This window comes from Mesorhizobium sp. M0701 (genome assembly GCF_040320365.1).
Classification (GTDB): domain Bacteria; phylum Pseudomonadota; class Alphaproteobacteria; order Rhizobiales; family Rhizobiaceae; genus Mesorhizobium.
Genome location: NZ_JAMYPO010000040.1, coordinates 34,813 through 52,395 on the forward strand (window position 1 = coordinate 34,813; position 17,583 = coordinate 52,395).

At 60.8% G+C, this 17,583-nt stretch carries 19 protein-coding genes; 14 read left to right on the forward strand and 5 right to left on the reverse strand.

Annotated elements, in window-relative coordinates; translation table 11 throughout:
- Nucleotides 1-622: 622 nt before the first annotated feature.
- The 5 genes from NKI24_RS27905 to hemP all read right to left on the reverse strand — a co-directional run bounded on the left by NKI24_RS27905 (nucleotide 623) and on the right by hemP (nucleotide 5,073).
- On the reverse strand, nucleotides 623-1,234 hold the full coding sequence (locus NKI24_RS27905) for a nitrogen fixation protein NifQ (protein WP_352491520.1): 612 nt from the start codon (nucleotides 1,232-1,234) through the stop codon (nucleotides 623-625).
- 323 nt (nucleotides 1,235-1,557) lie between these two features.
- Nucleotides 1,558-1,758 carry a ferredoxin gene (locus NKI24_RS27910; protein ID WP_352491466.1) on the reverse strand — a complete coding sequence of 67 codons (201 nt, stop codon included), beginning with the start codon at nucleotides 1,756-1,758 and terminating at the stop codon, nucleotides 1,558-1,560.
- Between the two features lie 40 nt (nucleotides 1,759-1,798).
- Complete coding sequence (locus NKI24_RS27915) at nucleotides 1,799-3,016, reverse strand: cytochrome P450 (RefSeq protein ID WP_352749959.1); 1,218 nt, start codon at nucleotides 3,014-3,016, stop codon at nucleotides 1,799-1,801.
- A gap of 852 nt (nucleotides 3,017-3,868) precedes the next feature.
- On the reverse strand, nucleotides 3,869-4,936 hold the full coding sequence (locus NKI24_RS27920; protein WP_352749961.1) for a hemin-degrading factor: 1,068 nt from the start codon (nucleotides 4,934-4,936) through the stop codon (nucleotides 3,869-3,871).
- Between the two features lie 32 nt (nucleotides 4,937-4,968).
- Nucleotides 4,969-5,073: a hemin uptake protein HemP gene (hemP, locus tag NKI24_RS27925; protein WP_352480503.1), complete on the reverse strand. Its 105-nt coding sequence runs from the start codon at nucleotides 5,071-5,073 to the stop codon at nucleotides 4,969-4,971.
- A gap of 588 nt (nucleotides 5,074-5,661) precedes the next feature.
- Between hemP and NKI24_RS27930 the strand changes: the two genes are divergently transcribed.
- The 14 genes from NKI24_RS27930 (at nucleotide 5,662) to nifT (ending at nucleotide 17,557) form a co-directional block, all read left to right on the forward strand.
- Nucleotides 5,662-5,982 (forward strand): HesB/IscA family protein, encoded by a 321-nt coding sequence (locus NKI24_RS27930; protein ID WP_023678237.1) that lies wholly within the window; start codon nucleotides 5,662-5,664, stop codon nucleotides 5,980-5,982.
- A 264-nt stretch (nucleotides 5,983-6,246) separates the two neighbouring features.
- Nucleotides 6,247-6,492, forward strand: coding sequence for a NifU family protein (locus NKI24_RS27935; RefSeq protein WP_352480504.1), 246 nt, complete (start codon nucleotides 6,247-6,249; stop codon nucleotides 6,490-6,492).
- On the forward strand, nucleotides 6,443-7,660 hold the full coding sequence (nifS, locus tag NKI24_RS27940; RefSeq protein WP_352516050.1) for a cysteine desulfurase NifS: 1,218 nt from the start codon (nucleotides 6,443-6,445) through the stop codon (nucleotides 7,658-7,660). The genes NKI24_RS27935 and nifS overlap by 50 nt, the downstream gene beginning before the upstream one ends.
- Nucleotides 7,657-8,865 (forward strand): homocitrate synthase, encoded by a 1,209-nt coding sequence (gene nifV / locus NKI24_RS27945; protein WP_352749964.1) that lies wholly within the window; start codon nucleotides 7,657-7,659, stop codon nucleotides 8,863-8,865. Before nifS ends, nifV begins: the two co-directional genes overlap by 4 nt.
- Nucleotides 8,862-9,242 (forward strand): nitrogenase stabilizing/protective protein NifW, encoded by a 381-nt coding sequence (nifW, locus tag NKI24_RS27950; RefSeq protein ID WP_352480507.1) that lies wholly within the window; start codon nucleotides 8,862-8,864, stop codon nucleotides 9,240-9,242. Before nifV ends, nifW begins: the two co-directional genes overlap by 4 nt.
- Nucleotides 9,243-9,430: 188 nt before the next feature.
- Nucleotides 9,431-10,282 (forward strand): electron transfer flavoprotein subunit beta/FixA family protein, encoded by an 852-nt coding sequence (locus NKI24_RS27955; RefSeq protein ID WP_352480508.1) that lies wholly within the window; start codon nucleotides 9,431-9,433, stop codon nucleotides 10,280-10,282.
- 18 nt (nucleotides 10,283-10,300) lie between these two features.
- Nucleotides 10,301-11,410, forward strand: a complete 1,110-nt coding sequence (locus tag NKI24_RS27960; protein ID WP_352692222.1) for an electron transfer flavoprotein subunit alpha/FixB family protein — start codon at nucleotides 10,301-10,303, stop codon at nucleotides 11,408-11,410.
- Between the two features lie 9 nt (nucleotides 11,411-11,419).
- The gene (locus tag NKI24_RS27965; RefSeq protein WP_352692296.1) at nucleotides 11,420-12,727 is read left to right on the forward strand and encodes an FAD-binding protein; all 1,308 of its coding nucleotides are present in this window, start codon (nucleotides 11,420-11,422) and stop codon (nucleotides 12,725-12,727) included.
- Between the two features lie 11 nt (nucleotides 12,728-12,738).
- Nucleotides 12,739-13,038, forward strand: a complete 300-nt coding sequence (locus NKI24_RS27970) for a ferredoxin family protein (protein WP_352749967.1) — start codon at nucleotides 12,739-12,741, stop codon at nucleotides 13,036-13,038.
- Nucleotides 13,039-13,220: 182 nt separating this feature from the next.
- Nucleotides 13,221-14,984 (forward strand): nif-specific transcriptional activator NifA, encoded by a 1,764-nt coding sequence (gene nifA / locus NKI24_RS27975; RefSeq protein ID WP_352749969.1) that lies wholly within the window; start codon nucleotides 13,221-13,223, stop codon nucleotides 14,982-14,984.
- 238 nt (nucleotides 14,985-15,222) lie between these two features.
- Complete coding sequence (nifB, locus tag NKI24_RS27980; protein ID WP_352749971.1) at nucleotides 15,223-16,701, forward strand: nitrogenase cofactor biosynthesis protein NifB; 1,479 nt, start codon at nucleotides 15,223-15,225, stop codon at nucleotides 16,699-16,701.
- A gap of 32 nt (nucleotides 16,702-16,733) precedes the next feature.
- Nucleotides 16,734-16,928, forward strand: coding sequence for a 4Fe-4S dicluster domain-containing protein (locus NKI24_RS36035; protein WP_023678248.1), 195 nt, complete (start codon nucleotides 16,734-16,736; stop codon nucleotides 16,926-16,928).
- A gap of 99 nt (nucleotides 16,929-17,027) precedes the next feature.
- Nucleotides 17,028-17,348, forward strand: a complete 321-nt coding sequence (locus NKI24_RS27990; RefSeq protein WP_352639920.1) for a nitrogen fixation protein NifZ — start codon at nucleotides 17,028-17,030, stop codon at nucleotides 17,346-17,348.
- Nucleotides 17,345-17,557: a putative nitrogen fixation protein NifT gene (gene nifT / locus NKI24_RS27995; protein ID WP_023678250.1), complete on the forward strand. Its 213-nt coding sequence runs from the start codon at nucleotides 17,345-17,347 to the stop codon at nucleotides 17,555-17,557. Before NKI24_RS27990 ends, nifT begins: the two co-directional genes overlap by 4 nt.
- Nucleotides 17,558-17,583 lie beyond the last annotated feature (26 nt).

Genomic DNA, 17,583 nt, shown 5'->3' on the forward strand with positions numbered 1-17,583 from the left:
ACGCCAACGAGCTGATAAAATCGACTCCAGAGGCGTTTGCGCAGTAGCAGAAGCGCGCGCCCTATTTGGCTGGGACTAGACTGCCGACCCCAATGTCCGCCGTCCTGTGAAACCGGCTACGACCTCGATTGCTTCGTCGGCGACGTTGATTCGTTTGAGGCCAACAGAATTAGTCTTGAGCTTGATCGCCAACTTTTCTGCATCCTTCAACCGGGCCAACTGCTGCTCCAACTGGGCTTGCAGCTTTGCAATTTCCGGTTCAGGTCGAAAGTCGCCTTCTCTTCGAGCGCCTTTCTTATCGGCCCGCTGAAAATCGGTCGAAGTCTGGCGTTACCAGGTATAATGCTGACGTCAACAATGGACGCTTCGATATACCCGTCCACGTGGCCAGTTCCGTTCGTTCTTGCCGACTGGTTCTGCTGGGCGCAGTTATTTATGGCGCCTTGCTTGCCGCAGGGGCCATTCGCAGGTCGCGGCCAGTCATCTTGCCCAGGAGGCCGAAAAGAGGGCTATCGCTGCCGAAATGGCCGTCTCAACGATGGCGTCCGTCGAGATTTGACAACAGACATATGGCGCGGCGCGAGCGCTGACGCTGTACGACTGACGCAAGCGGCTCTCAATCCTAGGCGTTGTCCTTGGTCCGTGTGAGGCGGCTTTCGCCTTCATCCGGGCCGAAGCAGCTTTCGAAATCATTGCAGTCCCGGCAACTGGGGGCGCTGCACAGCGAAAAACCTTCGGCCTCGCAGAGCTTTCGGTAAAAGTATTTTTTCCATTTCATGTTTTGGGTGTTGCCGGCCGCCAGCGTCGGAAAATGCGAGGCGAGCAGGCGGCCGAGGTCGGTTCGATTAAAAAGGCCAAGGTCCTGCCAGAGGTGGTCATTGCGCATCGCACGCCGGGCGATGATCTTGGCGAAGCGGGCGCTCGCCGGGTCGCCATGTCGGGCATGCGCCAGCAGCAGTCCATGCAGAAGTTCTTCTTCCAGATCCGGCTCGGGCTCGCTCACCTCTTTCAAGGCAAACGCGTTGATAGGAAAAGCAGGGAAACAGCGGACCAGGACATCGCGCAACTCGGCGCGCGAAAGTCCGGTTGCCTCCGTCGCCGTCGCCTCGCCGGCCTCGATCTCCTCGAGCGCACGTGAAAGCACACAGGCAAGCACATGCTGGTCGAACCTCCTCTCCAGCTCGATGTGCGGCCATTGGCCGGTGCTGAGCCGGGCATAATGTTGGGCAAATATGGTGCGTTCTCCTGGTTTCGTCCTATCAAATCATGCAGAGACCCGGCCTGCCGCAACATGGGTCGGGCAGTTCTTCGGTATGGCACTCCGGGTCGCCTCGCGTCGAGTAGTTCGGCAATTCTCGTCTGGTCCGTCGGCTCTGACGCAAATTCTGTGATTGGAAGAGGTGTTCGCGAACCCCTGCCCTGCCGTTTGCGCCTCACGGGGAACACTGGCGCCGGAAATGCCCCTGCAGAGTTGGACGTGAACCGTGCGGGACAGAGGTCGCGTGCTGAATGCGGCCACATGGTTCAAGCCCGCCAGACTCTCGGTTGAATGAGTCCTCAAAGCGCGCAGCGGGTGAGTTCCAGCGCACGTTCAGGACAGGATCGCGCGCCCCGCGATGCAGGCAGTTCCTCCCCTTCCGCAACTTCAATGTCACCGGGCAGGATGTAGCCCTCGTCATCAAGCTTGAAGATGTCCGGCGCTTGCGCCGCGCATCGCGCGTGACCCTGGCATTTGGCCTTTTGGACGATGATGCGCATTGCGCTGCCTCCATTGTCTGTGCCCCGGGTCGGGGCGGGCCTAAGACCAGTCCAGGATCAAATTTTCGATCCCGAACACATGGCCGCCAGAAGTTATCGGTGCCGTACCCTGCTTGATCCTGAAAGCCGGGATGCGCGCCAACCACTCCTCCAGGCCAATGACAATCTCCCGCCGGGCAAGGTGTGAGCCAAGGCAACGGTGGGGACCATAGCCAAACGCTGCGTGGCGGTTGTCCTCCCGCTCCAAATCGATTGTGTTGGGGCATTCGAATTCCGCCGGGTCACGATTGGCAATCATCGTGGCGCAGGAAACATAGTCCCCCTTCCGGATCGGCGCGCCTTCGAAGTCGATATCTTTCGTAGCCACGCGGATCAACTGAATGGGCGGATAGGCCCGCAGCAATTCTTCGGTTGCGAGCGGGATGCGGTCCGGTTCGCTCCGCAGCAATTGCTGATCTTTGAGGTTGCGCGCGAGGTACGCCAAGTCAAAGCCTATAGCTGCTGCGACCGTGTCGAGCCCAGCGACGAAGACAAGCACGCCGATGCCGCGGACTTGGGTGTCCGTCAGCCGGCGGCCCTCGACCCGTGCCTGCACGATAAAGCTCATGAAATCGTCAACCGCCTCCTGGCGGCGCATGGCTGCAAGTTCGTCGATGAATGCCACGATCGTCCGGGCAGCCACAGGTCGTTCCTTATCGTCGCCGTGGAGCAGATCTTTCCCCCAGCCGACGAATGTATCGAGTCGGTCATCGGGCAACCCCAGAAAGCGAAGAAAGGTGCTCACCGCGAAAGGAAAGGCAAAATCCTTCATCACGTCGCAGCTTGTGCCCGACGCGGCGATCCTTTCGATCAGCTCGACCGCCCGTTCGCGGACAGCCGGTTCCAAAGCCAACACCCGCTTTGGCGAAAGCAGCGGATTGAGCAGTGAGCGAAAGACGCCATGGGCCGGTGGATCGAGCTCAAGCGGGATCGTCGGCCAGTTTTCACCCAGTATGGAGGAGAAGATGCTGCGATCGCTGGAAAAAGTCTCTGCGTCCTGCAGCACCTTCCGCTGGTCCGCGGCACGGGTGATGACCCAGGTACCCCGGCCATCTTGCGTGTTGTAGCGGGAGTAAAAGATCGGAGGCCCGTCATGTACGCAAGCGACAGCTGCGTGTGGATCCCCGTTGGGTGTTGGTGGCATCCCTGGCGATGTAAACAGGCTGAAGTCCCTCACCATTTCGGGCGGGACATGATCTGGAACGGGGTTGGTCGCCATTTTGTTTTCTCTACATTGGCGTTCATGGCTCGATTGAGATTGCACCGCTGTTCATAAAGTCGATTTCCAGCATGGGCACGTCTCTTGTCGGGCGCCTTCTAGATTCTGTCGCCTGATACAGCCCACCTGCACCAGCGCGGATGAGATCGGTTGCGAAGTCGATCAGAAGGGGCATCTCCGCCGCGCTGCGGGCATGAAGCAAAGCCGCCGCTTATCCCCGTTAGGGTTGAGAGGCTGGTCAATCACCTCTGAGCTCCGTGACGCACTGCTGATGCCCTGCTGATCAAATTGTCGAAGCAAGTCGCGTGCCGGATAGGCGTACCCATGGCGCTGCACCAAGCAATGCCAGCCTGCACTAGGCCCGCCGCTGATGATCACCTGTCCATCATTCTTAGGACAACGTCCGACAACCGACATCCGTGGTCGGTTTTGTCGAGTCCGCGACATCGGGCTGTTCGGCTTGGCTGCTGCTGCACAGCCTTCCGGTCGACGAGCGAGGAGATCGCTCGCACGGCCCGGATTGAGCAACGACGCGATCCAGCGCAAGGTTCGGGTGCGGTCCGACAAGACCCGGCCGCGCTTCCGCTTCGGTTCGGCGCTGATGGCATATGCGTTGTTGTAGCCGCTGCAAGGATTTCCGGTCAGACGAGCGATGCACTCGTGCGCAGCGATCCGGCCGGCGACGAGCCTGACTGTATCGATGCGGTCAATTCCGGCGTGCACACCTGACCGTGCGTATGCGCTAACACGGCAAGCTCTATCGCACATGGACCTATATTTCCTCGCGAGCCGCTGTCGGAACGTGGCGCCGAGCCCTATGGCGGCCGGTTCAATCCTACGGGCCTGCCGGCTCTACACATCCCTGTCGGTCGGACCGGGAACGCGTGGCAGACTCTCGGCCAGAAACCGCCAGTCGCTGCGCTCGCGTTCGCCTTCCTTGCGCGTGCCGAAGAACTGGATGATCATCTTGCCGTCGGCGCCATAGGCTTCAACGGACGTGACGTGACCGTCCCTCGTCGGCTTGCGCACGGCCCAGACCTCGCGGATGTGATGGGTCCTAAGATGCAGATGGAAGGTCTCGTCTAGCACATTGATCCGCGGCCCGATCTGCTTGACCGACTTGATCGGGCCGGAATGGATCTGGATGCAACCACGATTGCCGACAAAGCACATGATCGGCATCTCGTCTTCGGTCGCCTGTTGGAACAGGGCGCCAACGGCATCATTGTCGAGCAGCCAGGCGTAATCCTCGTCGGCCATACGCATCGCCTGGCAGCGGCTGAGCTTCAGTGTTTTCAACATATGGTAGAACTGATGCACGTCGCTCAGCCGGCTCCAGTGCTCGCGTAGGTCGTCGACCGTGGCGGCTTGGTCTGGACTCACTGCGTTATCGCGCGCCCCGCTCGCCTCGACCGATATGATCGGCTCCTGGTCGGAGGATACGAGCTCTGCCGCCAGATTCTGATAGGCGTGCAGGTTCGAGGCGGGCCTGAGATGTACTTTGTGCATCGCCTCGCCGGTGGCATCAAAGAATTGCAGGCTGCGGCGGATCTCGGCTCCCTCGCGCTTCTCGACGGCGAAGCCATACGCCCACGCTTTCGGGAAGATGCGCAGGTCGATCTCGTCGCCGAGCACCATGGCATGCGGGTTGCCGGTGACCACTTTGTCGTACACGCCAATCTTTTGGTGCACGGCACTTTGGTTGCGGGTGACCGCCATCACCTCGCCGACCGCTTCGAGGCCGGTCAGCAGATCATCGACGCGCGGCTCGATGCGCACCGCGCCGTGACCACAATGCGCCGCGACCAATTCGGCTTCCGAAATGCCCAATCGAGCGGCGAGATCATGCTCCCGGATTTTCGGATTGTCTTCGCACGCCCGCCGGATTTCGTCCGGCGATGGTTTCTCGCGCTGGTCCATGTCTTACCCCTGCTTCCACCTACGTGTGAGGATCAGCTGCACTGCCCGGGAATCTTCAGCCGATAAGGCGCGCCGAAATGCTCGACCCTGATCTGCTGCTGGCCCGTGAACAAAGTGTCGCTGGACAGCGTGCGCACGTCGTCGCACCCGCGCGAAAACCGGGGGTGCTATCGGAGCGGCGAGACCCGAGTGACACGTGCAGGCACATGCCGATGGAATCTCATCGAGCCGGTCGGTGGCCACCGGGCGGTGGTGAGCGATTGTGGGTGTTGTCGCAATCGGCCAATCGGTCATTCGGATGCCACGGGCGGCGCTGCTTCGCCAAACAAAGCGTGTCTGACCCAGTCCTGACATGTTGCTCCCTTGCTTCGCCGCATCGATCGCGAGGGCACCCACGACACGATTGTGGATCGGCAGTCTCTTGCCGCCTCGCCAGTGGAGCTTCAAAAACTGTGCCAATTGCGCCGAAGCAAGCCCAGAAGGAGTCTTCTGTAATGGTCATTGGTTTAATGTGAGTTCAGCCAACAACTCAGGCCCAACATCCCGCGTGGCGGACCCGACAAACCCGACAGTACGTGTCGGTTGGCCGACACCTTCGCAGCAATGGACTCACAAGAACCACCGCAGGGTCAGAGATGCCGCGCTGTGTTGAAACATTTTTTCGCTTTGGCACGGTGCATGCAACGTGATGCGCAAGCAGGTCCCGGACTGAGGAGAATGGAGCCATGATTACGCTCACCGACAACGCTGTTGCCGCCATCAAGACTGCTCTTTCCCGCGCCAGCGAGCCGGCGGAAGGCTTTCGCATCATGGTCCAGGCCGGCGGCTGCGCCGGCTTCAAATACTTAATGGGCCTGGAGAGCGTGTCGCGCGAGGGCGACGCGATCACCGAGACAGATGGGATCAAGCTGTTCGTGGACGCGGGCTCCCAACCGCATGTCGCCGGCATGACCGTCGACTTCCTCACCGGGCTCGAATCTTCCGGCTTTGTCTTCGATAACCCCAACGCGCGCGAGAAGTGCGGCTGCGGCAAGTCCTTCAGTTGATCGCCCGAAGCGCCTGTGCGGGTCCATGAAGCGATTGCCGCCGACGGACTCATTTGCGGCAGAGGAGGCTTATATGGCCGGCACAACAGATGTCCCTGTCCTCAAGAACAAGGCAAGGTCGAAGCCGATCTTGGGACCGGCAATCGCTTCAGGTAGGATGCAAAGAACGTCGCCTCCCGAAACAGTTCGGTTCCTGGTGGCACCCAAGCTGCTGGCGGCCAAATCGCGCCGCTGCGCCAAATTCGGCTTATCGATAACGTTGTCGTGTTCGGGCGTCCTTACCTGCGGGCTGACGGCGGCGACTGCGGACTTGGCCATGCCGACGCCGATCCGGTCTACGTCAAACTCTCGGGCGTCCGCGCCGGCTGCCAGTTCGGGCCCATCATCATCAACGGCATACGCCAGAGGCTCAATGAGGCGGTCGCGCGCTCGCGTCATTCCGGTCAACTGAGGATCGCACATGAAACCTGTCTACCTCGACAACAACGCAACCACACGGGTCGATCCTGAGGTCGTGCAAGCGATGTTGCCGTTCTTTAGGGATCAATTCGGCAACCCTTCGTCGGCGCACGCTCTTGGCGCCTCAGTCAGTGCGGCGGTGAGAAAGGCGCGGAGGCAGTTGCAAGCTCTGATCGGCGCGGAGTTCGACGATGAGATCACCTTCACCTCGGGTGGGACAGAAAGCGACAATGCAGCGCTTCTTTCGGCGCTCGAGGCGGCGCCCAACCGAACCGAAATCGTGACGTCCGCGGTCGAGCATCCCGCCGTGCTGACGCTCTGCGCGCATCTTGAGAAGACCCGCCGCGTCAAGGTGCACAGGATCCCGGTGGATTGCCGTGGCCGGCTCGACCTCGACGCCTATATGGCCGCCCTCACCCCACAGGTGGCAATCGTCTCGATAATGTGGGCGAACAATGAGACTGGTGTGATCTTTCCCGTGGCCAGGCTTGCCGAGTTGGCCAAGGAAGTGGGCGCCCTTTTCCATACCGATGCTGTGCAGACGGTCGGCAAGCTTCCGATGGACCTGAAGTCGACCGCAATCGACATGCTGTCGCTCTCCGGCCACAAGCTGCACGGGCCGAAAGGGATCGGCGCGCTTTTCGTAAAACGTGGCGTCAATTTCCACTCGCTGATCAAGGGGGGCCACCAAGAACACAACCGGCGTGCTGGCACCGAGAATACGCCCGGCATAGTCGGGCTCGGCATGGCGGCCGAACTCGCCTTGAAATTCATGGACGACGAGACCACACGGGTAAAGTCGCTCCGCGACCGTTTAGAGGACGGGATTCTTCAGCGCATCCCAAGCACCTGTGTCACCGGTGATCCCCTGGAACGGTTGCCCAACACCGCAAACATCTCCTTCGAAGATGTCGAAAGTGATGGAATTCCACTCCTCCTCAGCCGCGTGGGCATCGCGTGTTCCTCCGGCTCTGCCTGCACCTCCGGCTCTCTGGAACCGAGCCATGTCCTGAGCGCGATGAAAACGCCACACGCGGCAGTCCGCTTCTCCTTGGCGCGGGACAACGGCGAAGCGGACGTCGACCGGGTGCTCGAGGTCATGCCGGCAATCGTGGAGAAGCTGCGTGGCTTTCCCAGTTCTGGGCCGGGTAACCGAAGCTCCGAAGACGGTCAATCCGGTCTATGCCTGAGCGGCAGCAGAACCGGCTACCGTTCATGACCCGTCATGTCTTTCTCAACGATACGACCTTGCGCGATGGCGAGCAGGCGCCCGGCGTCGCCTTTACCACGACGGAAAAGCTGGAGATCGCCGAGTCTCTTGCGGCGGCCGGCGTCACAGAGATCGAGATCGGCACGCCGGTCATGGGCGCCGACGAGATCGAAACAATTCGCGCCGTGGTCGCGCGGTGTCTCCCGGTTCGGCTCATGGCCTGGTGCCGGATGACGTCGCTGGATCTCGATGCAGCGATCGAGAGCGGCGTCCACGCCATCAATCTATCGCTGCCTGCGTCGGACATCCAACTTGCCGCCAAGCTCGGCCTCGATAAGGCGGGAGCGCTCCAGGTCATCGAACGTATGGTCAGGCGCGCAGCCGCCGCCGGCTTCTTCGTCGCGGTGGGCTGCGAGGACGCCTCGCGGGCCAATCGGGATCATCTCGCCCGCGTCATCGAGACGGCTGCACGCGCCGGCGCAAGCCGCGTCAGGCTAGCCGACACAGTCGGCGTTCTCGACCCGTTTTCGACCTTCGAACTTGTCGCCCAGCTCGTGCCGCAGTCTCCAATCGAGCTTGAATTTCATGCGCACAACGATCTCGGACTTGCTGCCGCCAACACGCTGGCCGCGATCCGCGCAGGCGCGCGCCATGCGTCCGTCACCGTCCTGGGGCTCGGCGAGCGTGCGGGCAATGCCGCGCTGGAAGAGGTGGCCGCCGCGATGGCGGTCCTCGACGACGCGGATACCGGCATCGAGCTGACCGCATTGCCCGACCTCGCCGCCCAGGTGGCTTGGGCCGCCCGCCGGCAGACCGCGGCCATTAAACCGGTCGTCGGCGCCGATGTTTTCACGCACGAATCCGGCATTCACGTCGCAGGGCTGCTGAAGGACTCGCGTACTTATCAGGGGCTCGATCCGGCTCTCGTGGGCCGCTGCCGGCGTATCGTCATCGGCAAGCATTCCGGCGCCACTGCGATTGCCCATGTGCTGAGCGAAAGCGGCCGCGATCTCGACCCGGATCTGGCAGCCGCGATGGTGGCCCGCGCCCGGCGCGAGGCGACCGAGACCAAATCGACCGTCACTGCAACTCAACTGGTCGAGCTCTACGATGGAATGTGCAGCGAGGCATCCCTCGCGGAGCTGTGCGGGTCCAGGTCAGCCGTGCGCGAGCGCACCGACACCACAGTTTTCCGACCAGGGAGAATGCAATGAATTGTTCCGCTGACAGCCGCCCTATCGATGTCACCGACATCCTCGCACGACTGAAGCGCCTGTCGGCTGCGGAGGAGTTCTTCGCAGTCCTTGGCGTCTCCTATGATCCGAAGGTGCTGAATGTCTCGCGGCTCCATATCATGAAGCGCGTGGGCCAATACCTTGCCGAAGAAGATTTCTCCGGTCTGCCCGACCAGGTGATTGCCGCGCGGGTGCGCGCGACGCTCGAACGCGCTTACGAAGACTTCGCGATTTCCTCGCCGCTCTCGCATCGGGTCTTCAAGGTGCTCAAAGACCACGATCCGAACAAACCTGCCACGCCGGGCCGCACCTTTGTCCCGTTCGACTCCGTACTGAAGCGGTTCGGACAGGAATGACCGCGACACGGGTTGCGACGCGACAATGTCGAGAAGCCGACAAATCCGTCATCACCACGGCGCCCTCGGAAGCAACCAAGCGAAGTTCTAGGGATAGGGGGCAGCCCAAAACAGTTGGCACGAATGATGCAAACCAAGGAGATAAACCGCCAAGCCCGCATCCGGACAGGAGCCTGGAGAAACCGCCAATGCACATCGTAATCTGCATCAAGCAGGTGCCGGACTCGGCACAGATAAGGGTCCATCCGGTGACGAACACGATCATGCGCCAGGGTGTTCCGACTATCATCAACCCTTACGACCTGTTCGCCCTCGAAGAAGCTCTCAAACTGCGCGACGCCTATGGTGGCGAAGTCACCGTGCTCACTATGGGTCCGCCCATGGCAGAGGACGCGCTGCGCAAGGCGCTCGGCTACGGCGCCGACCGAGCGGTGCTCTTGACCGACCGCTATTTTGCCGGCTCCGACACGCTGGCGACCTCGTTCGCCCTTTCCCAGGCAATCGCAAAAGTTGGCGAGACGTTCGGCACGCCAGACCTCGTCTTCACCGGCAAGCAGACGATCGATGGCGACACCGCCCAGGTCGGGCCCGGCATCGCCAAGCGCCTCGGACTCCTGCAACTGACCTATGTCGCGAAGATCGCCTCTATTGACCTTGCTGCACGCGAGATCAAGGTCGAGCGCCGCTCCGAAGGCGGCACACAGATGCTGAAGAGCAGGCTCCCTTGCCTCATCACTATGCTGGAAGGCACAAACGAGATCCGCCGGGGCTCGATCCAGGACGCCCTGTGCGCCGCGCGCAGCCAGGTCTTGAAATGGAGTGCCGCCGACGCCGGCATTGAGGATCTCACCAAATGCGGCCTGCGCGGTTCACCGACCGTCGTCAAGCGCGTTTTCGCCCCTCCTGCGCGGGCGGAAAAGGCGGCAAAAATCGACACCGCCGAGATGGCCTTGCGCGATGTCGCTGACGAACTCATCACGGCAATCTTCACCCGCCAGCCGGCATTGGAACATGAGCTCGCCTTCAACGGCGGCGCGTGAGAGGGCAAGGATCAGACGATGGCGAACGCGAACCGAGAAACCCCTCGCCCTGCCGCCGGCCGTGCCGGCATAAAGAAGGAGCTGCCCGCGCATTTCAAGGACTACCGGCACGTTTGGGTTTTCATCGAGCTCGAACGCGGCCAGGTCCATCCCGTATCATTCGAACTGCTCGGCGAAGGCCGCAAGTTAGCAGACAAGCTTCAGGTCCAGCTTGCGGGCGTCGCGCTTGGACCGCCGGGAGAGGCCATCGGGAACGCCGTTGCCGAAGCGTTCGCTTATGGCGCCGACCTTGTCTACATCGTCGAGGAGCCGCTGCTCGCCGACTATAGGAACGAGCCTTTCACCAAGGCGATGACGGATCTGGTCGATACCCACAAACCCGAGATCCTTCTTCTCGGTGCCACCACACTCGGCAGGGATCTTGCCGGCTCCGTGGCGACGACCTTGCAGACAGGGCTCACGGCCGACTGCACCGAACTTGATGTGGATACCGACGGTTCGCTCGCCGCCACCCGTCCGACTTTCGGCGGTTCCTTGTTGTGCACGATCTATACGCTCAATTTCCGGCCGCAGATGGCGACAGTGCGACCGAGGGTCATGCCCATGCCGCAGCGGGCGGATAATCCGGTCGGGCGTGTCATCCGGCACAAGCTGTCGGTAGCCGAGGACGAGATCGTTACCAAAGTGCTGGGCTTCCTGCCGGATAGTCAGTCGGCAAAGGCAAATCTTGCCTATGCCGATGTCGTGGTTGCGGGAGGCCTCGGTCTAGGCGCGGCGGAGAACCTGCAGCTTGTGAAGAATCTCGCGCGAGCAATTGGCGCCGAGCACGGCTGTTCGCGCCCGTTGGTCCAGAAGAGCTGGATGCCAGCTGATCGGCAGATCGGCCAAACTGGCAAGACCATCCGGCCGAAGCTTTACATAGCGGCCGGGATTTCCGGCGCCATCCAGCACCGGGTTGGCGTCGAGGGGGCGGATCTCATCGTGGCCATCAACACCGACCCGAACGCGCCGATTTTCGATTTCGCTCACCTCGGGATCGTCACCGACGCGATCCGCTTCCTGCCCGCACTGACGGAAGCCTTCACCCGGCGGCTGTCGCCCCACAGTCGCGATAAGCTTGCGAGCTAAGGGATGGATATGATTGAGGAACAATTCGACGCCATTGTTATTGGGGCCGGCATGTCCGGAAACGCAGCTGCTTACACCATGGCCAGCCACGGCCTGAAGGTGCTGCAGTTGGAGCGGGGTGAATATCCGGGGTCCAAGAATGTCCAGGGTGCCATCATGTACGCGAACATGCTGGAGAAGATCATCCCGGACTTCCGGGACGATGCGCCTCTCGAGCGGCATTTGGTTGAACAGCGGCTTTGGGTGATGGACGACACATCCCATACCGGGATTCACTATCGGTCGGACGACTTCAATGAGGCGAAGCCCAACCGCTACACGATCATTCGTGCCCAGTTCGACAAATGGTTTTCGCGTAAGGTGCGCGAGGCCGGCGCGACGGTTCTTTGCGAGACGACCGTGACGGAACTCATCCGTGACGCCAAGGACAGGGTGATCGGCGTCCGCACAGACCGGGCCGGCGGAGCCATTTACGCGGACGTGGTCGTCCTCGCAGAAGGTGTCTGCGGACTCCTTGGCACGCGGGCCGGCCTGCGCGAGATGCCGAAGCCGCAAACCGTGGCGCTCGCCGTCAAGGAAATGCATTTCCTGCCCGAAGAGGTCATTGAGCAGCGGTTCGGCCTCAAAGGCGATGAAGGCTGCGTGATCGAGGCGGTGGGCACGACCTCCCGCAGCATGGCCGGGCTCGGCTTCCTCTACACCAACAAGGAGTCGATCTCACTGGGCATTGGCTGCCTCGTCTCCGATTTCGCCGCGATGGCCGAGAGCCCTTACGTCCTCCTCGACGCCTTAAAAAGCCATCCTTCGATCCGGCCGCTGATCGCCGGCTCGGAAGTGAAAGAATATTCCGCGCATCTCATTCCCGAAGGCGGCTACAAGGCTATTCCGCAGCTCTTTGGCGACGGTTGGGTCGTGGTCGGCGATGCCGCGCAACTGAACAACGCCATTCACCGCGAGGGTTCGAACCTCGCCATGACCTCCGGCCGCATCGCGGCTGAGGCAATCATCGAGGTCAAGAGCCGCAACGGTCCTATGACCAAACGGAATCTCGCCCTTTACAAAGCCATGCTGGACAAGTCCTTCGTGGTCAAGGACCTAAGGAAATACAAAGACATGCCGGCCTTGCTCCACACCAATTCCTGCAATTACTTCACGACTTATCCGCGGTTGATGTCGCAAGCCGCGCAGAATTTCATGCGTGTCGACGGCACGCCGAAGATCGAGAAGGAAAAGGCGACCACGGCGGCCTTCATCAAGGCGCGCTCGCGCTGGGGGCTGGTCAGCGACGCGGTCCGCCTTGCATTGGCGTGGCGCTGAGGGGAGACGAAATGACGATCGCACTGACGAAGTCACGTGTCGAGGACAAGCTTTACCAGAACCGCTACTTGGTGGATTCCGGCCGTCCGCATATCAAAGTGCTACCGCACGAGAGGCCAAGCGCGAACTTGCTCGCGCTGACCCACGTCTGCCCGGCGAAATGTTATGAGTTGAACGACAAAGGTCAAGTGGAGATCACCGCCGACGGCTGCATGGAGTGCGGCACCTGCCGGATTTTGTGCGAGACCAGTGGCGAGATCGAGTGGAACTATCCACGCGGCGGCTTCGGAGTCCTCTTCAAATTCGGATGACCGAGGCACGCACCGTATCAACAGGGTCAATCTTGGTACACCTGAGGTCGGGACCAAGGCCAAGTCTATCTTTGCTGGAATCGCCTCGCAACGAAGAGAAGCTCGTGAATACTGTGCTTTCAGAATTCAGACCCAGATACAAAAGGAGGAGCACTCTGGACGACAACCCCTGAGGTGTTTCCATGGCTCACGTACCGCAAGATCGGGGCGACGAGGTAGCACCTCGGGATACCCGCCCTGAACCGCCCATCAAAAGCATGCCCCAAGCAGATATCGCGCTCAGGGGACTCTACGAGATATCGAAGGTGCTGACCGCCCCCAGCGAGCTGGAGATTACGCTCGCCAACGTCGTGAACATCCTGCCTTCGTTTCTGCAGATGCGTCACGGAGCAATCATCGTCCTGGACGCTGAAGGAGAGCCGGAGATTGCCGCAACTGCCGGCAATACCCACGCACCTCAATCAGGCACTCGCCGCGTCATACCACAGGCCGTAACAGATCAAATCGTCGCTACGGGGACGCCGCTCTTAATACCGGACGTCCGCAAGTCCCAACTATTTCAGGCTGACCTTCAAACGTCTTCGAGCAGCGGCACCATCCCAATTGCCTTTATCGGCATCCCGCTAAAGGCTGATCATAAGATCCTTGGGACATTGTCGATCGACCGCGCCGGAGACGGCGCCACCGACTTTCGCGACGACGAGGACACATACTTCCTGACGATGGTCGCCAACCTTGTCGGCCGGACCATCCGTCTCCATCGCACCCTGAGTACAGATCGTCAAAGGTGTGTCCCTGAGCAATGGAGACCGGAGAAATCGCCCAACGAGGGGAGAACCTACGACCCTGCCCGGCATGCGGATGCCAAAATCGACGGGATCATCGGGGAAAGCCCCGCACTCAAGCAGGTGCTCGAAACCGTCTCGGTCGTAGCAGGGACCAATTCCACCGTGCTTCTGCGGGGTGAAAGCGGCACCGGCAAGGAATTCTTTGCGCAAGCCATCCATAAGCTCTCACGTCGGAGGAAGAAGTCTTTCGTCAAATTGAACTGCGCCGCACTGTCTGAAAGCGTTCTGGAGTCAGAACTGTTTGGGCATGAAAAGGGCGCTTTCACGGGTGCTATCTCCCAGCGCGCCGGTCGTTTTGAATTGGCAAATGAGGGAACGCTGCTACTTGATGAAATCGGCGAGATTTCGCCGGCCTTTCAAGCCAAGCTGTTGCGTGTCTTGCAGGAAGGCGAGTTGGAGCGAGTCGGCGGCACCAAAACGCTACAGGTCGACGTGCGCCTCATATGCGCCACCAACAAGGACCTCGAGACGGCCGTCATAAAAGGGGAGTTCAGGGCCGACCTTTATTACCGCATCAATGTGGTGCCAATTATCCTGCCTCCGCTCAGAGAGCGACCCGGCGATATTCCACGCCTTGCGAACGCCTTCCTCAATCGATTCAACAAGGAGAACGATCGCGCACTCGCCTTCGCGCCGTCGGCGCTTGACCTGATCTCGCAATGCTACTTCCCTGGTAACGTCCGCGAGCTGGAGAACTGCGTCCAAAGGACGGCCACACTTGCGCGTTCAAGGACGATCACGCCATCCGATTTCGCCTGTAAGAAGAGCCAGTGCCTTTCCTGGCTCCTCTGGAAGCGAGTCGACCGCTCGAATGGCGGCAATACCATCGACGATCTCGCACGGGTCAACGCAGTGCCGGTCGGATTGCGGCTGCCGGCCAGTCGCATCGGTGCCTCCGCAGGCAACGTATCTCCCCTTGCGGCCGGCGATCCAAACGATCCCGCTTGTCCCCCGCGTCTGACGGAACGCGACCGGCTGATCGACGCGATGGACAAGGCCGGTTGGGTTCAGGCCAGGGCGGCTCGTATCCTCGGCCTCACGCCGCGGCAAATCGGCTACGCGCTGCGCCGGCATGGTATCGAGGTGAAGAAATTCTAGACGTCGTGATGACGTCAAACGTAAGCCCGGAGTAGTCTCCCTCACACCCTTCGCGCCCAAGGCTGGTAGCCTTCGCGACCCGATTTGCTTGTCCACTGTCGGAAGCCCGACAAAGGTGTGTCGGAGTAATCCGACGGAATCCGACACGAAAGCCAATTCGTGAACCAAAACCGCTCTTTGAGCTGGCATAGCTCTTGCGGTTTGAACTGCGACATTCACCCAGCAACGGAGCCGTTCGATGTCCGCACCGGCAATTTCGCTTGAGAGCCTCAGCACGACATTCGGTGACCAGTTGCTTGCCACCGTGAAAGCCGGTGGCTGCGCGTCTTCGTCCTGCGGCTCGTCGATAAAGCCGGACGACACGGATCCGGCTATCTGGGAGAAGATCAAGGATCACCCCTGCTTTTCAGAAGAGGCGCATCACTATTTCGCGCGCATGCACGTCGCGGTCGCGCCCGGCTGCAATATCCAGTGCAACTACTGCAATCGCAAATATAACTGCGCCAACGAAAGCCGGCCTGGGGTGGTCTCCGAAAAGCTGACGCCCGACCAGGCGCTACGCAAGGTGATCGCGGTCGCCAACGAGGTGCCGCAGCTTTCCGTGCTCGGCATCGCCGGACCTGGCGATGCCTGTTACGACTGGAAGAAGACGAAGGCAACGTTCGAACGAGTCGCCAGGGAAATCCCAGACATCAAGTTTTGCATCTCCACGAATGGGCTCGCGCTGCCGGACCATGTCGATGAGCTTGCCGACATGAATGTCGATCACGTGACGATCACCATCAACATGGTCGACCCTGAGGTCGGTGCAAAGATCTATCCTTGGATCTTTTACGACCATCGCCGCTACGTCGGCATCGAAGCCGCCCGGATCCTGCACGAGCGGCAGATGTTGGGCCTGGAGATGCTGACCGCGCGCGGCATCCTCACCAAAATCAATTCGGTGATGATCCCCGGCGTGAACGATGAGCATCTGATCGAGGTGAATAGATGGGTCAAGGAGCGAGGCGCGTTCCTGCACAACCTCATGCCGCTGATTTCGGACCCGGCGCACGGCACGCACTACGGACTGAGCGGGCAACGCGGCCCAAACGCAATGGAGATGAAGGCTCTTCAGGATCGTGTCGAAGGCGGCGCCCAGTTGATGCGCCACTGCCGGCAGTGCCGGGCAGATGCCGTCGGCCTGCTCGGAGAGGATCGTGGCCAGGAATTCACAGTCGACCGAATTCCCGGCGAGGTCACCTACGATGCCAGCAATCGCAAGGCCTATCGGGAGCTGGTCGCGGAGGAGCGCCGTGATCACGTGGCGGCTAGGAGAGAAGCGATCGGATTGGTCAAGGCAGCGAGCCCCGGCAAGTCCCTTCTCTTCGCGGTGGCGACCAAGGGCGGCGGCCGCGTCAATGAACATTTCGGCCATGCGAAGGAATTCCAGGTTTATCAAGCCTCGCCGAGAGGGATCAGTTTTGTCGGGCATCGCAAGGTCGAGCAGTATTGTCTCGGCGGCTGGGGCGGAGAAGCCGCCCTCGATGGCGTCATCGCTGCGCTTGAGGGCATAGATGTCGTGCTGTGCGCCAAGATCGGAAACTGCCCGCAGGATCAGCTCGCCGACGCTGGAATCCAAGCCACCGACGCATATGCCCACGACTATATCGAGACCGCAATCAGCGCGATTTACGCGGCCGCGTCTGGGACCCCCGCACTCGCGGCGACGGCCTGAGCGCGTCTCATCCATTCGGACCAGGAGTTAAAATGGCTTTCAAGATCATCGCATCCCAATGCACCCAATGCGGCGCCTGCGAATTCGAGTGTCCCTCCGGCGCGATCAAGTTCAAAGGCGAGAGCTATGTGATCGAGCCGCAAAAGTGCACCGAGTGCGAGGGGGTCTTCGATGCGCAGCAATGTGCCTCGGTATGCCCGGTGCCGAAGACCTGCGTTCCTGCGTGACGAACATTGGGCTGCCGACATGGTCGGGGATGCCTTCGCAGGAGGCCTGGAACGCCTTTGTTCACAATCTGCAGCCTCAAGAGAAATCAGGGAACGGACATGTCGCTCGGACGCGAAGAGGAGGTCGAAATCCGCAGGCCTCCACGATTCATACCGGGAGAGCGGGTACGTGCCACTCGCCACATAAAAAATGACGGCACCTATCCTGGCAGGGAGATCGGCGAAAATCTCGTGCGGAAGGGCGACGAGGGATATGTGCGCGACATTGGCACCTTTCTCCAGCAGTTCTTCATCTATGCGGTCGAATGGATCGACCGTGGCACCGTCGTCGGCATGCGAGCGCGTGAACTGATGAGCCTCGACAAGGCCGAGGCGCCCTGCAGTGCTGAAAACAATACCAATGAAGGGACGGCCAGATGAAAGTCATGATCCGCAGGACCGATGCTGGCTTGTCGGCGTATGTCCCCAAAAAGGACCTCGAAGAGCCGATCATCAAGCTTGAGAAGGAAGAGTTGTGGGGCGGAACTGTGACGCTCAGGAACGGGTGGCGGCTCCTCCTACCCGATCTTCCACGGGATACGCGTCTGCCGATCACCGTCGAGGCAAGGAAGGTTTCCGAAGAGGACTGATGCTGCCCGTTCATAAGGTGCGTCGC